Source organism: Maribacter sp., from assembly GCF_039968975.1.
Taxonomy (GTDB): domain Bacteria; phylum Bacteroidota; class Bacteroidia; order Flavobacteriales; family Flavobacteriaceae; genus Maribacter.
The window spans coordinates 13,448-34,219 of the sequence record NZ_JBDVOT010000263.1 but is presented as its reverse complement, the minus strand read 5'-3'; the positions used below and the strand labels follow the sequence as shown (position 1 = coordinate 34,219).

Here is a 20,772-nt window from a genome sequence, read left to right as displayed (position 1 = left end):
GTGCTTTTTGAAAAAAAATCCGAGGAAGATTATTTTTTATCCCACCAAAGTTTGGTGTTATTATTATCAGCTCCGTTAAGTTCTGTACCATTAATAGCTGTTGATACAGATTCAAAGTTTGTATCAAATTGCGAAGAAACATAAACCATTCTTCTCATAATTTCATCTGCAGCAACATCAGCATTTTCTGATTGTACACGAGCATATTGTTTTGGGTAACCTGTTCTTCTAAGTTCTGCCCAAGCTTCCCAACCATTAGGGTATAAGGCTAACCATTTTTGGGTAATAATTTGCTCTAATTGTATTTCTGGATCTGTACCAAATGCTACAGGTATATTAGCTACCGGTTCTGCACCTGCTTCAAAAGCTATTGGTGTATTGGTACTAGCTATATATGCAGCAATAGATGTAGCATCACCAACTTCTCTATGCTCCATAGAAGTTGTAATTCCTAAACCGTAAAGCTCTTCTGCGCTGCCGCCCATTGCCCAACCTTCTAAGGCACCTTCTGCACGTAAAAAGTATACTTCTGCAGCGGTTAATACTTCTATTGGAGGATTTTCACCACCCAAGGCAACGTCGATATATTTAGTAGCAAGGTCAGAATGACTATCATTTTTGCTAGTCTCTAATGAAACTTTAGTTTGTCCGTTCAACAACCCTTCATAAGAACTACCATCGCCATCGCTATCACCTTCTATCGCAGGAGCAAAGTATTGTGGTAAACGTGGATCTTCGTATCCTTCTAAAATACTTTCCATAGTTGCACTCATTCTAAATTCTCCCCAGTCTGTAATAGTCTCCAATGGGTTTCTGTTTATCTCATCTACAGATACGTATGCATTCTCGTCATTTGTCATAAATACACCTGCAGCTACAGCTTTTTCAGCTTCAGTCTTCGCTAATACCGGATCCACATATTTAACTCTTAAAGCTAAACGTAGACGAAGGCTATTTGCGAAGGTTAGCCATTTTGCTGGGTCACCACCATAAGTACGGTCGCCACTAGTAAAAGCAACTTGATCTAAATTGGCATTTAATTGATCAACGGCTTCATCAAGAGTTACAAAGAAACTTCTGTAAATATCCTCTTGAGAATCATAAGGTATGGCTTCTAATTCTGTATTACCAACTTCTAAATATGGAATTGGTCCCCAGTAATCTGTAATTCTATGAAAAGCATTTACTTTCCATATTTTAATCATTGCATTACCTACTACATTACCTGTAGCCTCAGTAGCATCTTCTACTAAAATTATTTGCGGTAAAGACTCTTCATAAAAAGAAGTCCAAGCCAAATCGGCCCAGCCACCTACTTGTACGTATCGGTCCGAATCAAAACCTGATGCTGTGGTTGCATAATACTGACACCAGATATCAGCAAAAAGATTTTCGCCAATTTGAAATCTCCAATCTTCACCAAACATAGTTGTATACTGTGCTTGTGCAAAAGCTTGACCTTGTAATAATTCACTTTCTTCAATTGCTGGTATAGCAAAAGACAACGGGTCTGTATTTGTTTCCTCAAAATCACCGGTACAGCCTGCTAGAAGCAAGACCAGACCAAGGAATAAACTTATATTTTTCATGATTTTCATATTTTAGATGTACAATTTTTTAAAATCCGAACTTTAGATTTAGACCTAAACTTCTTGTAGTAGGTGGTGAAAAAGATTCATAACCATCAGAGCTGGATAGAGAAGGATCTGTAATAACCTCTGGATCTATACTCGCATTGTTATAAATAAAGAAAAGGTTTCTACCTACTAAGGTTAGTTTTATATTTCTAAAAGGAGTTTTATCTATTAGAGAGGAAGGTAAGCTATAACCTAAGGTAATTTCTCTCATTCTAATGTTAGATGCATCTTCAACGAATGCTTCACCCACTGGTGCATTTCTACCACCAATAGCAGACCAAAATGTTTCAGCATCTAATTGTATATCATTGGTAGAACCATCAGACTTCACTACTTCTAATCCACTAAATACATTATCACCGAAAACCAAAGTACCATCACGTCCTATTGTTGTAGCTTGTAAAGCACCGTCTGAAGCTAAAATTGCATTGGTAAGTGATCCTACAACACCCCCTTGGCGAATATCAATTAAGAAACTTAAACTAAGGTTTTTGTAACGGAAAGAGTTGCTAATACCACCTAACCAATCTGGATTGTAGTTGCCAATTAATACATCTTTACCATCTGTTACTTGTGGTGTTCCATCATCATTTACTAAAACTCTACCTTGGTCATCTCTTACAAAACCTCTTGAATACATATTACCCCATGGGTCACCAACATTTAATTCAAATTGTCTAAAGAAAGGGTTGCCTGCTTCTAGTACCAAAGATTCTAAATCATTAGCTAAGCGTAGTACTTCACTATCGTTTTTACTAAAGTTTACAGAAACATTCCAACTAAAATCATTAGTCTGTACTGGTGTACCTGTTAAGATAGCTTCAATACCTTTATTTTGAATATCTCCACCATTTACGAACCTAGTACTAAACCCAAATGCCGGGTCAACACTTACTGGAAATAATTGGTCAATACTATTACTCTTATAGTATGTAAAGTCTAAGCCTAAACGATTATTGAAAAAACGCGCATCAACACCAAATTCTAATGATTGTGTACGCTCTGGTTTTAAATCTGTATTTGGTTGAGAAGCTTCTAATTGAACAAAACCACCAGCTACGGTATTTGCTGTACGGAAAATTGCGTAAGGGTTAGTGTCGTTACCAACTTCTGCATAAGAACCTCTAAATTTTAGGTATGAAATAGGCTCTGGCATTGTGAACATATCAGAAATAACAGCACTTAAACCAGCTGAGTAATAATCAAATCTATTATTTTCAAAAGGTAGAGTAGAACTCCAATCGCTTCTATATGTTAAGTCTAAAAATAAAGCATCTTTATAACCAACTTGCCCAAAAGTATAAAGAGAATTTACTTTTTCTTTGTTAAAATCTTGTTCTGCTGTTAATGTCAATGCATTACTTATGGCAAAAATGTTTGGGGCGTTTAAACCTTGGTTATCTGTGAAAACATATTTGTCTTCAGCCATACGGCTATTACCACCTAAGTTTATGTTGAAATTGAAATCGTCGTTAATTTCTTTGTTATAACTTAATAAGAAATCTGAGTTCCATTCAATAGAGATAGTATTTGTTGTTTCATAATCACCATTATCTGCTACTATATAAGAATCATTGTAATCTCTATCTTCTCTAAATGTTGTACTGTTATCTACAGCAGTACGTACCATTAGACTTAGGTTGTCATTAAAATTATATTTTAACGAAGCATAACCAATAACTCTATCATTAACACTTTCATTAAGGTTACGGTTTATAGTCCAATAAGGATTGGCGCCACCATTATCACCTGGTTTCCAGTAGTTTTGTAATACGTTACCATCTGTTGCAGTATATTCAAATACTTTTGCATCAACAGTACGTATGTTTCTTGGCAACCTATAAGCATGTCTCCATGGATTGGTAAAGGCTTCGCCGGTATCTAAGATGTTGTCTGTTTCGGTTCTAATGTAATTTACCTTGGCACTTAGTTCAATTTTATCATCGAACATTTTGTTATCTATTTTTAAGGTAACATTATGTCTTGCTAATTCATTACCAGCAATAATACCTTCTCTATTTTCATTAGTATAACCAAAAAATGTTCTTACTTTCTCGTTACCTGTTCTAATAGAAACGTTATTGGCAATATTAATTCCTGTTTGCATAAAGTCATTAACATTGTTTGACTGTGATGTATAAGGTAAGCTCTGTGTGATATCTGGACTAGGAGACCAGTTTACTACAGAAGACCCATCAAAACTTGGTCCCCAAGAACCTGTAGACGTTGGGTTAAACACACCGGCACTACCTTGACCATATTCATTTTGGTAGTCATACATAATATTACCTGTATTAGCAGTAACTGTAGTACTAAAATCAATTGTAGTAACATCGCTGGTTCCTGTTTTTGTAGTAATAAGAATGGCTCCATTGTTAGCTCTTGCACCATAAAGTGCAGCTGCATTTGCTCCCTTTAAAACATTTATAGAAGCAATATCATCTGGACTTAAGTTAGAGATGTCTCCTCCTAAAGGTACACCATCTACAATATATAAAGCTTGGCTACTACCAGCAATAGAACGGTTACCTCTTAATACTACTTTTGATGACCCACTAACACCACTACCTGATGTTTGTATAGATAAACCAGCTACTTTACCTTGTAAACTATTTACCAAATCTTGCTGTGGTCTTGCTTCATCAATACTTTTAGTATCAACACCTTGGGTAGCATAGGTTAAAGATTTTTTTTGTCTTTTAATACCTAATGCCGTTACAACAACTTCGTCTAGTTGACTAGCGTCTTCTGACATGGCAATGTCTATAGTATTAGAAGTACCTATTGTAATGTTTTGTGTTTTTGTGCCTATATATGAAAACACTAATACATCACCTTCAGAAGCGCTGATAGTGTAAATACCATCAAAATCGGTTTGTGTACCATTCGTAGTTCCTTGTACCAAAACATTTACTCCTGGTAGAGGCACTCCGTTGTTAGCATCGGTGACTACACCAGTCACCATTTTGTCTTGTGCTAAAACGGGGAATGCCCCGATAATTAGTACGAAGAACATGAAAATTTTTTTCATCATAATGTTAAATTTAAAAAGATTTTGGTTCTAAATATTCTCTTAAAGTTATGTGAATGTAAACTTAATTATCTAATGTCCGAGTAGATTAACGTTAAAATGTGCTCGAACACACTGTAATTTTAGGATTGTGTTTATTTTATGCTAAAAAGATGAATATTCTATAGTAATTGATTAGTTATAAATAATAATCTACATTTTCGCTGGTAATAATATCTATAGGAAGTAGATTGCTAAGGGGAACCTTTTTACCAAACAAGAAGTATTCGGCATAGTAGCTTATGCTTAGATATGCCTGTTCTTTGGGTCTTTGGTGAATAAGAAAGTTAATTTTCCCCTTTTTTAAGTAGGTGACATTTTCAGGGATTAAATCATAACCAATAATAGCACAATCTTTATTAATTTTTGAAACAATTTCAGCAACTTCATGAACATGGGAGTTCGTAATAAATAAAGCACCTAAATTGGGATGTTCTTTTAAATATGTGGTAATGTCATTAACGAATTTAGTTGGGTTGTTCATTTCGAAGTTTATCGATTCTAAAATACGAAAACTGCTATTTTTTTCTGTAAAGTAATTTTTAAAACCTTTTTCTTTTAGTAGTAGGTGTGGTTCTAAATTGATATGTACAATGCCTATATCACATTTTAATTTTGAGGTTTTATAAATTAAATCTGCTGCTATTCTTCCGCTCTGCATTAAATCTTGGCCAACATAACTTTCAGCATTTTTAGATTTTATATGATTGTTGAAGAGTGCAACTTTTATATTTTTCTTTTTACACGTTTTACTTATTAAAAAAAAATCTTTTTCAAATAGGGGAATTATTAAAAGTAAATTGGGAGAAACACTTATAGCTTCAATAGATTTTTGATGAAAATCTTCTTTTTGAAACGGGTTGTATATAAATTTTTCTACTAGTACGCCAAATGGTCCAAATTCTTTCTCTGCTTCTTTGATGCCTTCATGAGCTGGTTGCCAAAAAATATCTATTTCGTAATCTGGTATTAAAATAGAAATTCTATAAACCTTATTTTCTTTAAGATTCCTAGCTATAGGATTTGGTTGATATTCAATTTCTTTTAAAACTTTCTCTACTTTCTCTAATGCTTTTTTAGAAACTTTTCCCCTTTTATGTAATACTCTATCTACAGTACCTTTAGATACACCAGCTAGTTTGGCAATATCTTTAATGGTCATTTTTTTTTGCGTCATTATATAAAGTAGAAACTGTAATTATTGGTTTAGTGTATTGAAATTTATTAGTGAGGATATTTTCTACACTAATTTTCAATATAGTATAAATACCCAAATCAACAAGTATTTAATTTTACTAATTAATTTTATTACTTGCCAAAAACAAAAGATTTTCAGATTTATTTAAATTAAAAAATCAAGAATATTGATCGAATTTTTTAGCTGTAATTACTTAATGTACAATCTACACAGTGATTATGTGATGTTTGTTAATCTAAAATATAATAACAAGTGGAGCAGCACATGGTACAAGAATACTATAATTCTTTTCTTTGTTGTTTTTAATTGTATTAAAAAAATATACTATCTATTTTATCTTTTTTTCAAGTAAGACAATACTAAACAATTTATAGATTATAAATGTAGATGATAAGTGAGTAGCTTATTCCGGTAAAATTGTTTTTTACTTTTTGTATTGTTAAGAAATATTTATCATAATGAAAATTTAAAGGTATCTTGATCGTGAATAACAAATTACGAATACCATATTATTAATGATATGCTATAAATCATTAAATTTTTCTCAATAATGTCTATAAAACCTAAATTGATTGCTTAGAATAGAAAGGGATTGTTGATAATTCCATTAAACTCTATTAATAGATGCAAAAGCGTAACGAACATAGTTTGGCTGTAAATTCCGATTTTGGAATAGATTCGGCATCTGAAGAAATTCCTAAATCAGGAACTCAAAAAGTTTTTGTCGTAAAAAATACGGAGACTGTAATTTGGCAAAAGCTAATTGATGGTGATGAGGCTGCTCTTGGTGATTTATACAATATTTATATAGACTGCTTATTTAGCTACGGGATCAATTGTACCAAAGACAGAACGTATGTGATGGATTGCATTCATGATTTGTTCGTTGACTTATATAAGTACAGAGAAAACTTATCAATGACAGATAATGTAAAATATTATTTATTTAGAAGTTTAAAAAGAAAAATAAATCGAAAGTACACTACTAAAACAATTTCGGTTACAGAAGAATATCAGTATTCCCTAAATCAACAAGCTAGAAATTACACTACCTCTTGTGAAGAAGAAATAATAAAAAAGGAAAGAATGACCGAGAAGCGTATGGTATTAGCAAACGCGCTAGAGTCATTGACTAAAAAACAAAGAAAAGGTCTTTTCTTAAGATTTAATCAAGATAAGAGTTACGAAGAAATCTCTGAAATAATGGACGTTTCTGTACAGACTGCTAGGACTATAGTGTATAGGGCATTGAAAGCTTTGAGATAAATATCTCGTAAAAACTGTCTATAAAAATACATTTTCTTACTTATTATTTTAGAGTACTATGATTAGGTATTTAATAAACCAAATCATTAAATCATGACTTAACTATGGAAAAAATAAATCCTAAAAATATCAATTTTTCATCTATGACTGAAGAAGAGACTTCAGTCTTGAAAAAAAGGATTTTCAATACAATTCATCAAAAGAATACTCGTAAAAGAAACTATTGGTATACAGCTTTAGCAGCGGCATGTTTTATAGGTTGTATAGGTTTATCGTTTTATTATTATAACAATGCTAAAGTAGAAAGTTCAATTACAGATTTTGTAAATAGTTCCAATACCAATGATAGTGATTTAAAATCAGGAGAAGTTGTACTTACTTTAGGTGAAGGCAATAGCTTAAAAATAAAAGAAGACGTAGCATCTGTAAATTATTCTAATACTGGTGAAAATGTTACTATTGGTTCTAATGAAGTAGTAAATCAAAAAACAACAAAAAATAAGAAAGCAGTTTTTAATACTTTAACTGTGCCATATGGTAAACGTTCTGATCTTACACTGTCAGATGGTACTAAAGTATGGCTTAACTCAGGCTCTAAATTGGTGTACCCTATAGCTTTTGCTGATGATAAAAGAGAGGTCTATATTGTTGGTGAAGCAATTTTTGAAGTAACACATAACAAGAAAAAGCCATTTTACGTGGTTTCTGACTATCAGGTGGTTGAAGTTTTGGGGACGGTGTTCGGTGTAACTAATTATCCTGATGAAAAGACAACTAATACTGTATTAAAGAGTGGTAGTGTTCAAATTAATTTTAAAGATATAAATCATACTTCTTCTCACTCAGATAAAATGAAGATTACGCCTGGTACTAAGGCAAGTTTTAATAAAAAATCTAAAAGTATAGTATCTGAAAAAGTAAATGTTGATAATTATTTTTCTTGGAAAGAAGGAGTTTTAATTTTTAAGAATAATGATCTTCAATTTATTATGAAGCGTATCTCGCGCTACTATAATATAGAAATCACAATAGAAAATGAGAATCTTGCAACTGAGACTTTTTCAGGATATTTAGATTTAAATGAAGATATTCTTTCTGTAATAAATAGTATTAAGGAAAGTACAAATATGGAATATATACAAACTGAAAATCAAATATTAATCAAGTAATACCCGTCGCCAATGAACTGAAAACATTTTTTTTTTGAAGTAGCAATAAATAATAAAGCCAGAAGATGTTCCCGCATCTTCCGGCAATTAATTTCAATATTGCTGTTTTGCAGCAACATTAAATAACCAATACAAAAATATGAAAAATATCATACCAGTCGGAATTCTAACGATTATGAGAATATTTCTACTATTTATCGGAATAGGACTTTCATCAGTTTACGCTAACTCTGTATTTGCGCAAAATAAAATACAGGTAGATGTAACGAATATCTCTGTTGAAGAATTTTTCGAAAGAATACAGAACACAAGTGATTATGTCTTTTTTTATAAAGATAATGTTATAAATACAGACAAAAAGATTTCTGTTAAACTGAAAGATGCCAAAATGAAAACTGTTTTGGAAAAAGCTTTCTCAGATACAGATTTAAGTTATAAAATTATTGGCAATCAGGTAATTGTCAAGAAAGTGCCCATAAGTTCCCCCAGCAATTCTATATTAAATGAAGTTGCCGTTGTTCAAAATACAATTACCGGAACGGTTACAGATGTAGCAGGTGAACCTTTGCCAGGAGTTAACGTTCTGGTAAAGGGTACAACTGCTGGTACACAATCAGATTTCGATGGTAACTATACTATTGATGTTTCTAATGGTGACACTCTAACTTTCTCTTATATAGGTATGCTTACTAAAGAAGTATCTATAGGAAACGAATCTGTAGTCAATGTCATTCTACAAGAAGATGTTGCTTCTTTAGATGAAGTAGTAGTTGTAGCTTATGGTACATCTACTAAAGAATCTATAACAGGTTCTGTGAGCGTTGTTAAAAGTGAAGAGTTGGAACAGATACCGGTTTCTACTTTTGAGCAAACATTAAGAGGTAGTACCGCAGGTTTGCAGGCAAGTGCTGTGGATGGTGCTCCAGGTGGTAATACACAGGTGAGAATTAGAGGTATTGGTTCTATATCAGCTTCAAGTGAGCCTTTATATGTAATAGATGGTATTCCTGTACAAAACGGTAGTATTGGAACTATAGATAATGGCGGTAGTAGTACCAATGTTATGGCGTCTATCAATCCTAATGATATTGCATCAATTTCTGTTTTAAAAGATGCGGCTTCTACGGCAATTTATGGATCAAGAGGTGCTAATGGTGTTATATTGATTACCACAAAATCTGGTAGTTCTGGTAAAGCTAAAATTACATTGAAAACACTTACTGGCTTTAATTCTCAGGCTTATAACAATATTTTAAAACCATTGAATGCGGCTGAGTATACAGAGTTATTTCTTGAAGGTTATGTAAATCTTGGTGATACACCTGCAGAAGCTCAAGCTAGATTTGATGCTACTTTTCAGCAATTGATTGACCCTTCTACAGGAGAACCTACAGATACAAATTGGTTAGATGCAATAACGAGAACAGGAATAACGCAAAGTTATGATTTGAGTGCTAGTGGTGGTACCGATAATTTAAAGTATTTTTTCTCTGGTGCTTATTATGATCAAGAAAACTATATTATTGGATCTGGATTTGAAAGGTTGAGTGCCCGTAGTAATATTGAATTTAAGGCAACAGATTATTTAACTATTTCGAATAACATAACGGTTTCTAATAGTACTACCAATACCTTTTTTGACGGTGGTTCTTTCAACAATCCGTTTAAAAATTCATTAGAATTATCGCCATTAATTCCTATTTATGATGAAGAAGGCAGGTTCAATGGTGAGCATGCAGATTATTTTCCTTTAGGAGGTGCTAACCCAGTTGGTTCTTTAAGTGGAGATGACCTATGGGAGAATAAACAGTTTAGGGTTATTGACAATTTTGCGGTTACCGTAAAACCAATAAAGAATTTGACATTACGTTCGCAACTGAATTTTGACCTTTTGACATTGACGGAGTCTCAATATCAAAATCCAAGGTATGGAGGAGGAAGAAACTCTGGCGGAATTGGTTATGAGGCAAATACATCACTTAGAACCTTTGTAGGTACGCAAACAGCAGATTACAATTTTACTTTAGGTGATAATCATAACTTTAATGTCTTAGGAGGTTTTGAAGCCCAAGAAACTAATAATGAGTCTTTTAGTGCCTCTGGAACACAATTTCCAAATCAGAGTTTAAGAACTTTAAATAGTGCTTCTGCAGAATTTGCTATTAGCGGTTCAAAATCTGAGTATACTTTCGTTTCTGCTTTTTCTAGAGCAAATTATAACTATGATGGAAAATACTTTCTTTCTGCAAGTTTAAGAAGAGACGGTTCTTCAAGATTTGGTGCAGATAATAGATGGGGTACTTTTTATTCTTTTGGAGGTAGTTGGTTAGCTAGTAATGAAGCTTTTTTAGAAGATGTTTCTTTTCTTAATCTTTTAAAAGTAAGAAGTTCTTGGGGTGTTACAGGTAATGCTGCCATTGGTAACTTTCCTTCACAAGGGCTTTATGTATATGGGCAAGATTATGACGGTAACCCTGGTGGTAGTCCAAGCCAAATTGCAAATCCTGACCTTACTTGGGAAAGTCAACAGAATTTTAATGTTGGGTTAGATTTTGGACTATTTTCTAAAATTAGTGGTACGGTAGAATACTTTGAACGTACTTCATCTGATCTTATATTAAACGTACCAATTACTTTAACCTCAGGTTTTTCTTCATTGACTCAGAACTTTGGTGAGATGAAAAACTCAGGTATTGAAATCTCTATGAATGCAGACATCATTAGTAATGATAACTTTAATTGGAATGTTGGGTTTAATACCACCTTCTTAAAGAATGAAATTACTGAGCTAACAGATGACTTTACAGATGGTGCCTTTAGAAGACAAGAAGGTGAAGATTTTCAATCTTTCTATTTATATAGCTGGGCAGGTGTGAACCAAGAAAATGGTGATCCACAATGGTATACAGATGCTTCAAAAACAACGATAACTAATGATATTAGTGATGCAGAACGCTTTTTAGATGATAAATCTGCTACTCCTGAGTTTTTTGGTGGTTTCAATACTATGTTTTCTTATAAGGATCTTAGTTTAAGTGCCAACTTCATTTATTCTTACGGTAATTATATTTTCGATGATAGAGCCAGAGGTACGTTAGGTGATGGTAGACTTACACCTAGAAGTACCGCCAACTTTATTTATGATAATAGATGGCAGCCAGGTTCTACTGATGCTTTAGTTCCTCAATTTGTTTGGGGTGGTCGTAATGGTAGTAATGAAGCAAACCAGACAAGATGGTTATATGACGGTAGTTATATTCGTTTAAGGGATTTAACGGTAGCCTATAATTTTAACGAAAATATTACTTCGCTATTAGGCTTGAATTCAATGCGATTGTATGCAAGGGGAACTAATATCCTAACTTTTGTAAAAGAGGATATCCTTTACATTGATCCAGAACAAGGAATTAATGGTACCTACACTGGGCAGACGCCTGCAGTGAAGACTATATCCATTGGTTTAGATATTCAACTTTAAATGATGAGACACATGAAAACATATAAAATATTTATAGTAGCGATAATGGCTGGACTTGTATTCTCTTGTTCAGACTCTTTTTTAGAACTTACTCCGCAACAATCTGTTTCGGATACTGACGCCTTGTTAGATCTTGACGGTTATGAATCATCTATAACCGGTATATATAATAAATTGTCTGGTTCAGAATATTATGGACGTTACATGATCATGATACCGGATGTATTGGCAGATGACGTTAAGCAAAACAGTCAAGCCAATAGAATTGTTGATTATGCAGAGCATATACAAAGAGTATCAGACGGTGATGCTTTATCATTGTGGGGTAGTGCTTATGAAGGCATTAACGCAGCCAACGCTATCATTAATTCAGAAACAATTTTAGTAGATGCGGTATTAGATGAACAAAATCATATCATCGGTGAAGCATATGCTTTAAGAGGTTTAATGTATTTTGATTTAGTACGCATGTTTGCTCAGCAATACAATTATACGGCAGATGCCAGTCATTTGGGTGTACCTATTGTTTTGAATTTTGATTTGGATAATGAACCTTCTAGAAGTACTGTAGCAGAAGTGTATGACCAAATAATTTCTGATATGACTACTGGTATTTCTTTGATGAACGGTAATTCTAGAAGCGGTAATTCAAATACCCTTTCTCCTATGGCAACAAGGGCTTTGTTAGCTAAAGTATATCTGTTTAAAGAAGATTGGAACAATGCAGAAGCTATGGCTAGTACTGTTATAGATTCAGGAGATTATGGTTTAATTTCTAATGATAACTATTATGATTTATGGACTACGGATAATAGTTCTGAGTCAATTTTTGAAATATCAATGACCGAAACTGATAATGTTGGTGGTAATGGTATTGCAGGACTTTATTTACAGGCAGGTTTTGGAGATTACCTTCCTTCTAATGATGTAGTTGATCTATATCCTGAGAATGATGCTAGATTAAGCACTTTTGAAGTTGACCCATTGCTAACGGGTGAATTTGCACCTAATAGAATGATTAAATATGCAGATATCAATGGCTTCGATAATGTAAAAGTTGTAAGACTTGCTGAAATGTTCTTGATACGTGCAGAGGCTAGAGCAGAAATAGGCACTGATATCGCTGGTGCGCAAGATGATTTGGATATGGTGCGCCAACGTGCTATTGCCGATGAACCGGATAATTCAGATACTGGAGATGACCTTAAGGATGCCATATTTTTAGAAAGAAGATTAGAATTAGCTTTTGAAGGTCAAAGATTATGGGATTTAATGCGTAATCAAATGGATATTGTAAGAACCAACTGCACTGCACAGGCATGTTTAATTCCTTATGGAGCAGATACGGTGATTATGCCAATACCACAAGATGAGACAGATGTTAACCCTAATATTGAGCAGAACCCAGGGTATTAATTTACAAGACTAATTTGTTTGTTAGTTTTTAGACACATTGAGAGACTTCATTGTTTCTCTCAATGTGTTATTAATAATTTAATTAAAGTATAAGACTGATACTTTAAAAATTCAGCATATATGAACACACAACGTAGAAATCTTGCGAAATTACTTTCGTTAGGAGCTTTTTTTCCTGGTCAAGCGGCTTATTCTTTGAATACAATTTTAGAATCCATTGATGCCGATTCTAACTTAGAAATAAGTAAACAATTAGTTCAGAAGCTTGGTGAAAAAGGGGTAGAAAAATTATATAAAAATGCCATTATAAACGATGGTTTGATCATTTCACGTAATTGGAATGAAGATTCGTTTAAAGCGCTTTCAGAATCTGGTTATACAGGGTTTAATGCTTCTGTTGATTCTGGAAATTTAGCAAAAGGACTTAAAAATTTAGATGGTTGGCAAACCATAATTAAAGAAAACTCAGACCGATTGATTTTAGGCACAAGTGCTGATGATTATGACATAGCAAAAAAAGAAGGAAAGACTGTAGTAATGCTAGGTTTTCAAAATTCTACCATGGTGGGTAGGTCCATTAAAAATTTAGATAAGCTTTATGATGCCGGAATGCGTTGGATGCAGCTGACCTACAACCAACGAAACTACTTAGGAGATGGTAGTACCGAGCGTACCAATTGTGGTTTGTCCGATTTTGGTATTGAGGTCGTAAGCCGTATGAATGAGTTAGGGATTATGGTAGATTTATCTCATTGCGGAGAACAGACTACCAATGATGGTATAGCGTTCAGTGAAGCACCGGTTTCCATAAATCATTCTATGTGCGAGGCATTGCATAAAAATCATCCACGGTCTAAAACAGATGAACAGATAAAGGCCATGGCTGACAAAGGAGGAATTATTGGTATTATTTGTTTAGGGTATATGATCGGTCCTAATCTTGGAACTGATACTACATTAGAAACTTATGTAGACCATATTGATCATGCCGTAAAAATTGGAGGCATTGACCACGTAGGTTTGGCATCTGATTTTGCTATACAAGGTTTGGAAGCGACTGGTGCAACTCGTGAAAATTGGTACGTACCTAGATTAACAAGATTTAAGCCTTCATACAAAGTACAATGGCCACCATGGATTCCTGAATTGGATAAGCCAGATAGATATTTACAGGTTGCTAAAATTTTGGATAAAAGAGGATATAGCACCGGAGATATCGAAAAGATATTAGGACAAAATTGGTTGAGATTTTATAAGGAGACTTTAAAAGCATAGTCTTGAAAATTTCAAAATAACAGAATTACCTAATCTAACTTAAAGTATGAAAAACTACCTGTTTGTTGCGCTATTATGTATAGTTTTTATCAGTTGTTCTGAGTCTCAAAAGACTGATAATAAAAGTACTGAGAAAATAAAATATGATGTTGTATTTCGTGAAAATATAGCTGGTAAATACGAGAAAACTATTTTATCGGATGGAAGTTTACAATATACTTACAACTACACGGATAGGGGGCGTGGACCTGAAATTACTGAGGATATCGTCCTAAATGATCAAAACTATATTATTTCAGAATCTATTACTGGTGTCAATTATTTGAAAGATTCCATAAACGAAAGTTTTAAGGGTAGTAGTGGTTCTGCATGGTGGTCAAACCCTATGAGTAAAGATGAGGCTGATTTTGAGGGAGATAAACTTTATTTCAGACATGATGGTTCACCTGCAGTATATGAGATTTTAGCGCAACTTTTGGTTAAATCTGAAAACAAGAAAATTAACCTTTATCCAAAAGGAGAAGTAGAGTTGATAAATGAGTATTCCATAACGCTATCAGACGGTACTATTGTAGATCTTTTAATGATAAAAGGTTTAGAAATGAACCCTAGGTATATATGGTTAAAGGATAATGAAATGATAGCTAGTATTTCTGGTAACCTACATATCGTTAGAAAAGATTTCATAGCTTTTAGAAAAGAATTGCAGTCCCTACAGAGTAACTATGAAAATGAATATCTTTTTCATATTTCTAAAGAGGTTTCCAATAACATTGATAAAATAATCATTAAAAATGTTAATGTCTTTTCTAAGGATGGTTCAATTCTAAAAAACCAAGATGTACTTGTTGATGGTACGATTATTAAATCGATCAAACCCTCTATGGGCAAGGTGTTGAACGGTACGGCTCAAGTAATAGACGGATCTGGAAAGACCTTACTGCCCGGTATGTTTGACATGCATACCCACAACACCAAATTCAGAGGATTGTTACACTTGGCAGGAGGAGTTACATCTGTAAGAGATTTAGCTAATAATAAGCAATTAAAAGAGCTTAGTGCACAGTTTGATAAAAATGAAATTATCGGTCCAAATATAGTAACCTTTTGTGGTATAATAGATGGCTCTGGACCTTTTGCAAATCAAAGAAATGTAGTTGATAACCTTGAAGAAGGGTTAGCTGAAATTCAATCATACAAAGATTTGGACTATGATCAAATTAAGTTGTACAGTTCAATAAGACCAGAATGGGTTAAGCCACTTGCAGATAAAGCACATGAATTAAACATGCGCGTAAGTGGTCATATACCTGCTTACATGACCGCATCTCAAGCTATAAACCAAGGTTACAATGAAATTCAACATATGAATATGTTGTTTCTAAATTTCATGTCAGATACTATTGATACTAGAACACCTTTGCGATTTACAATGGTTGCCAATTATGGTCGTGACATTGATTTAAAATCAAAAGAGTATTTAGAGTTTGTCTCACTTTTAAAATCAAAAGATATTCTTGTAGATGCCACTATGTCCATTTTTGAGAATATGTTCCTTTCTCAGAAAGGTCAACCTAGCCCTACGTACAATAAAATTATAAGTAGGCTACCACTTATAGAACAGCGTGCATTTTATAGTGGAGGATTACCTAAACCCGGAAAGAAGGTAGAAATATTCAAAGAAAGTTATGATAATATGCTCAATGCTTTGTATGACATGTACCAAAGGGGGGTATCTATAGTACCAGGTACTGATGGCTTACCAGGGTTCTTATACCATAGAGAATTAGAATTATATGTAAAAGCCGGTATACCTGCAGCAGAAGTTTTGAAAATGGCAACTATAAATTCAGCAAATATTACAGGTGTGTCAGATTCTTTAGGTTCTATAGAAGAAGGAAAAAAAGCAGATTTAATTCTCGTAGACGGTAACCCTGTTGATAATATTAGCGATATAAGAAAAGTAGAATGGACGATTAAAGGCGGTAATCTTTATTTAGCCGAAGATCTTTATAATAAAATGGGTATTAAACATTTCAAATAATTTAAAATGAAAATAAAATTAATAGTAGTTTTTTCTATGGTACTATGCACTGTAAATGCCCAATCATTGGAGTTTTTTACTAGTGGTAGATTAATACTAGGAACGCATAAAGAACGAACAGCTTCTATAGGAGTTGGTGATATTGACAATGATGGAGATGCAGATATTCTAGTAGCCAACGGTCGTCATTGGCCAGGTCAGAATAGGGTATTTGTGAATAATGGAAGAGGAGTGTTTACAGTTTCTAGAGCGGTAGATGCTGAAAGCGAAACCAGTTACTCTACCGAATTGGCAGATTTTGACGGTGATGGTGATTTAGATATTGCTGTAGGTAATGATATGGCACCTAACTTTCTATTTCTAAATGATGGAAAAGGACATTTTACCAAAGCATCTAGCTTTGGTGAAGCATATGCGCCAACAAGAAATATTGTAGTAGCGGATATTGATCAAGATGGTGATATGGATATTCTTATTACCAACAGAGGAAAAGAAAATGAAATATGTCTTAATAATGGTGATGGTACCTTTTCTAAATCAATTGGTTTTGGGAACAAAGAAGATTCTACTATTGATGTGGAGGTTGCGGACATGAACGGAGATGGTAATTTAGACTTAATTCTTGCCAATAGAGACGATCAACCAAATTTTGTGTATCTGAATGAGGGGAATCTAAAATTCACAAAGAAAATACCTTATGGAACCGGTAAAGATATTACTCGTTCCGTTGCCATATCAGATATTGATAAAGACGGTTATTTAGATATTATTACCGCAAATATTGGCGAACCTAATGTGATATATTTTGGAGATAAAAAACAGAGTTATACTCGTAAAGTTACATTCGATAACAGTACGGACAGGTCTTATTCTATTGCCTTGGGTGACTTAGATAAAGATGGTGATATGGACATCATTATCGCCAATGTAAGATCTTCAAATTCTGTTTTTGTAAACAGTAATAAAGGCACTGAGTGGGAAAAAATCACCCTTGCAGATGAAAAATTTAATACCTACGATATTACTGTTTTTGATTTAAACGGAGACGATAAATTAGATATCATAGAAAGCAATTCGGACGAAATAAATCGATACTATTTTAACAGATTTACTCCAGAATTTCCTTAGTCTGTAATTTTTCATAAAATTTTATAATACAACTAACACTATAAAATGAATTTAAAAAACGTAATCAAAAGTGCCTTTTTGGTACTGCTCGCCTCTTGTTCCCCTGAAACATCTAAATGGGAGAATTTTACTGATGAAGGTACTTTTCTTGTGTTCAGAAGACAATCTCAAATAGGAGAGGAGACCTATAATATAACCTCAAACAAAGATTCTATTATTGTCACTTCTATACAAGGTGAAAATGAAAGAGGACGTATAAGTGGGGTAGAATCTAAACTGTACATGAATAAGGAACTTGAACCGCTATCCTATTTCAGTAGACGTATATCTAACAATGACACCACCAATATTTTTAAGATGGAGGTAAATGGAGACCAGGTCTCTATTTGGGAGAAGCATTTTGATGTAGTGACCACTTCTAAAAAAGATGCTTTTTTTGGTGTAAATAGTAATATTCCAGCTGGTATTGAGATGATGTTGTACCACTATTATTTTAGTCAAGGTAACATACAGTCACTTTCAACTTTACCAAGAGGCGAAGTTTCTTTAACTCATAAAGGTGAAGATGTTATAAAAATTAATGGTGAAGATGTTGCCTTAGACCGGTATGTAGTAGAAGGTATTAATTGGGGCGGACGCACCATTTGGCTAGATAAATCTAAGAATTTGGTTGCCGTGGTTAAGGCTAATACACAAATTAGAGAACTTATAAAAAAGGGCTATGAAGAGGCTAAGCCATTATTTATAAAAGGTAATGTGGAAGAGCAAATGGCTCAATTGAAAGGTTATACAGAGAGTGTTAAAGGTCCGGAATACCCAGTTACAGCATTGGTTGGCGGTAACGTAGTCGATGGTGTTAGTAAAGGCATTAAAGTAGATATGACGCTTCTTGTTGAGGATGGTAAAATTGTAGAAATAGGTAAAAAAGATGCTGTTGAAGTACCTAAAGGAGCTAAAATAATAGACGTTACCGGAAAAACTTTAATACCTGGTCTGTGGGACATGCATGCTCACTCTAACCAAGTACAATGGGCGCCTGCGTATTTAGCTGGTGGTGTAACGACAATTAGGGATAATGGTAATGAATTGGAATTTGCTACAGCTTTTAGAGATGCCATTGCTAAAGAAGGAGCAGTTGGTCCTGATATTCTTTTAGCTGGTATGACAGACGGTCCTGGACCTAAAGGTAATGGTATAATTAGGGCTAGATCGGTAGAAGAAGCTAAAGAGGTTGTTGCCCTTTACCATAAAAATGGATATGAACAGATTAAGATTTATACTTCTATTGAGCCTGAAATTTTAAAAGTTTTGGCAGAAGAAGCGCATAAGGTAGGCATGACGGTTACTGGGCATGTACCCGCTTTAGTAAATGATACACGTATTGCCGTAGAAAGTGGTATGGATATGTTAAGCCATTACAACAGAATTTTAGGAGCTTTATTTACCGATAAAAAAGTATCTGACCTGGGACCATTTTTTATGGTAGACAATGAGGTTACAGATGAAATGGTGAACAATACAATTGCGTTTTATTTAAAACATGGTACCGTTTTAGATGTAACACTTGGGTTGGGAGTAGTGCGCACATTACCAAAAGGTGATGCTATGGAAACTATTGAGCCAGATGCAGGTAGAATGGCTTATGAACTTTTTGAAAGTAAAAGATTTAGAGCAGGTACACGTGAAGAAAGATCTAAAAAGTTAAAACAAAATATTATTAAATCTGCCGAGGTAATAGGTAAGTTTTATAAAGCCGGTATACCGGTTGTAGCAGGTACCGATAATTTTGCACCAGGTTTCGGACTTTTCTTGGAATTGGAATCTTATGTAAAATATGGGAAATTAACTCCGTTAGATGCTATCAAAACGGCAACCATAATTCCAGCAAAAGCAATGGGTTATGACGACGTTACGGGAACTTTAGAAATAGGTAAGCAAGCGGATATTGCCATTTTAGAGCGTAATCCTTTAGACGATATTGATAATATTAGATCAGTATCTTCTGTAATGACCAATGGTAACTATTATGAAAGTGAACCACTTTGGATCGCAGCAGATTTTAAACCAACAAGAGATTAATTTCAATAGTTATTAATTCGTTTAAAAAAATACACTCTCAAATTAAAAGGTGATAAACGTATGACTAATAGGTGGTTAACAACAAAAACAATCGACGCTTTTACAAAACAATTAGCAACGAATATTTTAAACTAATAAATGATGGCAGAAGCACAAACAAATCCACTTTGGAAAGAGGATAAAATTAAAAACTATTTGCCGCACATGACGGTGCCAGAGGTGGAGACCTTTTTAACGAAGTCAGATTTAGTGATTATTCCTATTGGTGCATTAGAGCAGCACTCCACTCATTTACCTATTGGAACCGATTTTATAAACGGAGTTGAGCTTTGCAAGCTAATTGCACAAGAACGAGATGTTTTAGTTGCACCTGTTTTAATGGCGGGTCAATCTCCATATCACATGGCATTTCCAGGAACTATATCCTTAAGTGCAGAGACCATTGTTAAAGTACATATGGAAACGGTTGAAAGTCTTATCAAGAATGGATTTAAGCGTTTTATATTTATGAACTCTCACGGAGGAAATAGAGCTATTACAACTTTTTTGGTAGATCAAATAAATCAAAAAACTGCGGCTGTAGCTGTAGATTATAGCGTAGCGATAGCACCTTTTCTTAAGCCGGAAGAAATAGAGAAACCAACTTCTTTAGATAGGCACGCGGGAGTAGGAGAAACATCTGACTCTCTGTATTTAATGCCTAGTTTGGTAGAAATAGATAGGGCAACAGAACCTGGAATGAAACTTCCAAAACATTTAGAAAAAATGCTGCCAGAGGTTATTAAAGAGGAACCTACGGCAAAATTGTTATTCCTGGCAGAAGGATTAAAAGCAGAAGAAACAGGTAAAAAAACATCGACCTTAGAAATGACAGAAACTGGGGTCTGGGGAGAATTAAATCCGAAAGAAGCTACTTTAGAAAGAGGAACGAAAAATGTAAAAAGAATGATAGATGCTTGTGCTGCGTTTATTGATAAATGGAATGAGTATTTACAGTAGTAACCTTAAAAAA

At 33.9% G+C, this 20,772-nt stretch carries 12 protein-coding genes; 9 read left to right on the top strand and 3 right to left on the bottom strand.

The window, feature by feature from the left end; genetic code table 11:
- Positions 1-29: 29 nt before the first annotated feature.
- From ABJI11_RS18025 to ABJI11_RS18015, 3 genes are all read right to left on the bottom strand, one after another.
- The gene (locus ABJI11_RS18025) at positions 30-1,589 is read right to left on the bottom strand and encodes a SusD/RagB family nutrient-binding outer membrane lipoprotein (RefSeq protein WP_348355492.1); all 1,560 of its coding nucleotides are present in this window, start codon (positions 1,587-1,589) and stop codon (positions 30-32) included.
- Between the two features lie 28 nt (positions 1,590-1,617).
- Entirely contained in the window at positions 1,618-4,671 is a 3,054-nt protein-coding gene (locus ABJI11_RS18020; protein ID WP_348355489.1) for a SusC/RagA family TonB-linked outer membrane protein, read from the bottom strand.
- A 175-nt stretch (positions 4,672-4,846) separates the two neighbouring features.
- A complete protein-coding gene (locus ABJI11_RS18015) occupies positions 4,847-5,884 on the bottom strand; it encodes a substrate-binding domain-containing protein (RefSeq protein ID WP_348355486.1) in 1,038 nt (345 codons plus the stop codon).
- Between the two features lie 645 nt (positions 5,885-6,529).
- On the opposite strand from ABJI11_RS18015, the gene ABJI11_RS18010 reads away from it, so the two are divergent.
- The 9 genes from ABJI11_RS18010 (at position 6,530) to ABJI11_RS17970 (ending at position 20,759) form a co-directional block, all read left to right on the top strand.
- Positions 6,530-7,171, top strand: a complete 642-nt coding sequence (locus tag ABJI11_RS18010; protein ID WP_348355484.1) for a sigma-70 family RNA polymerase sigma factor — start codon at positions 6,530-6,532, stop codon at positions 7,169-7,171.
- Between the two features lie 104 nt (positions 7,172-7,275).
- Positions 7,276-8,340, top strand: a complete 1,065-nt coding sequence (locus ABJI11_RS18005; RefSeq protein ID WP_348355481.1) for a FecR family protein — start codon at positions 7,276-7,278, stop codon at positions 8,338-8,340.
- A 139-nt stretch (positions 8,341-8,479) separates the two neighbouring features.
- The gene (locus ABJI11_RS18000) at positions 8,480-11,818 is read left to right on the top strand and encodes a TonB-dependent receptor (protein WP_348355478.1); all 3,339 of its coding nucleotides are present in this window, start codon (positions 8,480-8,482) and stop codon (positions 11,816-11,818) included.
- Between the two features lie 12 nt (positions 11,819-11,830).
- Entirely contained in the window at positions 11,831-13,234 is a 1,404-nt protein-coding gene (locus ABJI11_RS17995) for a RagB/SusD family nutrient uptake outer membrane protein (protein ID WP_348355475.1), read from the top strand.
- Positions 13,235-13,354: 120 nt separating this feature from the next.
- The gene (locus ABJI11_RS17990) at positions 13,355-14,509 is read left to right on the top strand and encodes a membrane dipeptidase (RefSeq protein WP_348355472.1); all 1,155 of its coding nucleotides are present in this window, start codon (positions 13,355-13,357) and stop codon (positions 14,507-14,509) included.
- 46 nt (positions 14,510-14,555) lie between these two features.
- Complete coding sequence (locus ABJI11_RS17985) at positions 14,556-16,553, top strand: amidohydrolase family protein (protein WP_348355469.1); 1,998 nt, start codon at positions 14,556-14,558, stop codon at positions 16,551-16,553.
- Positions 16,554-16,559: 6 nt separating this feature from the next.
- Positions 16,560-17,681, top strand: a complete 1,122-nt coding sequence (locus ABJI11_RS17980; RefSeq protein WP_348355466.1) for a VCBS repeat-containing protein — start codon at positions 16,560-16,562, stop codon at positions 17,679-17,681.
- A gap of 45 nt (positions 17,682-17,726) precedes the next feature.
- Positions 17,727-19,760: an amidohydrolase family protein gene (locus tag ABJI11_RS17975; RefSeq protein WP_348355463.1), complete on the top strand. Its 2,034-nt coding sequence runs from the start codon at positions 17,727-17,729 to the stop codon at positions 19,758-19,760.
- A gap of 138 nt (positions 19,761-19,898) precedes the next feature.
- Entirely contained in the window at positions 19,899-20,759 is an 861-nt protein-coding gene (locus tag ABJI11_RS17970) for a creatininase family protein (protein ID WP_348355460.1), read from the top strand.
- The last annotated feature ends 13 nt before the right edge of the window (positions 20,760-20,772 follow it).

Excerpts from the sequence above, each read along its gene's own strand:
- ABJI11_RS18025 (WP_348355492.1), bottom strand. The coding sequence starts at position 1,589 with ATGAAAAATATAAGTTTATTCCTTGGTCTGGTCTTGCTTCTAGCAGGC.
- ABJI11_RS18020 (WP_348355489.1), bottom strand. The coding sequence starts at position 4,671 with ATGATGAAAAAAATTTTCATGTTCTTCGTACTAATTATCGGGGCATTC.
- ABJI11_RS18015 (WP_348355486.1), bottom strand. The coding sequence starts at position 5,884 with ATGACGCAAAAAAAAATGACCATTAAAGATATTGCCAAACTAGCTGGT.
- ABJI11_RS18010 (WP_348355484.1), top strand. The coding sequence starts at position 6,530 with ATGCAAAAGCGTAACGAACATAGTTTGGCTGTAAATTCCGATTTTGGA.
- ABJI11_RS18005 (WP_348355481.1), top strand. The coding sequence starts at position 7,276 with ATGGAAAAAATAAATCCTAAAAATATCAATTTTTCATCTATGACTGAA.
- ABJI11_RS18000 (WP_348355478.1), top strand. The coding sequence starts at position 8,480 with ATGAAAAATATCATACCAGTCGGAATTCTAACGATTATGAGAATATTT.
- ABJI11_RS17995 (WP_348355475.1), top strand. The coding sequence starts at position 11,831 with ATGAAAACATATAAAATATTTATAGTAGCGATAATGGCTGGACTTGTA.
- ABJI11_RS17990 (WP_348355472.1), top strand. The coding sequence starts at position 13,355 with ATGAACACACAACGTAGAAATCTTGCGAAATTACTTTCGTTAGGAGCT.
- ABJI11_RS17985 (WP_348355469.1), top strand. The coding sequence starts at position 14,556 with ATGAAAAACTACCTGTTTGTTGCGCTATTATGTATAGTTTTTATCAGT.
- ABJI11_RS17980 (WP_348355466.1), top strand. The coding sequence starts at position 16,560 with ATGAAAATAAAATTAATAGTAGTTTTTTCTATGGTACTATGCACTGTA.
- ABJI11_RS17975 (WP_348355463.1), top strand. The coding sequence starts at position 17,727 with ATGAATTTAAAAAACGTAATCAAAAGTGCCTTTTTGGTACTGCTCGCC.
- ABJI11_RS17970 (WP_348355460.1), top strand. The coding sequence starts at position 19,899 with ATGATGGCAGAAGCACAAACAAATCCACTTTGGAAAGAGGATAAAATT.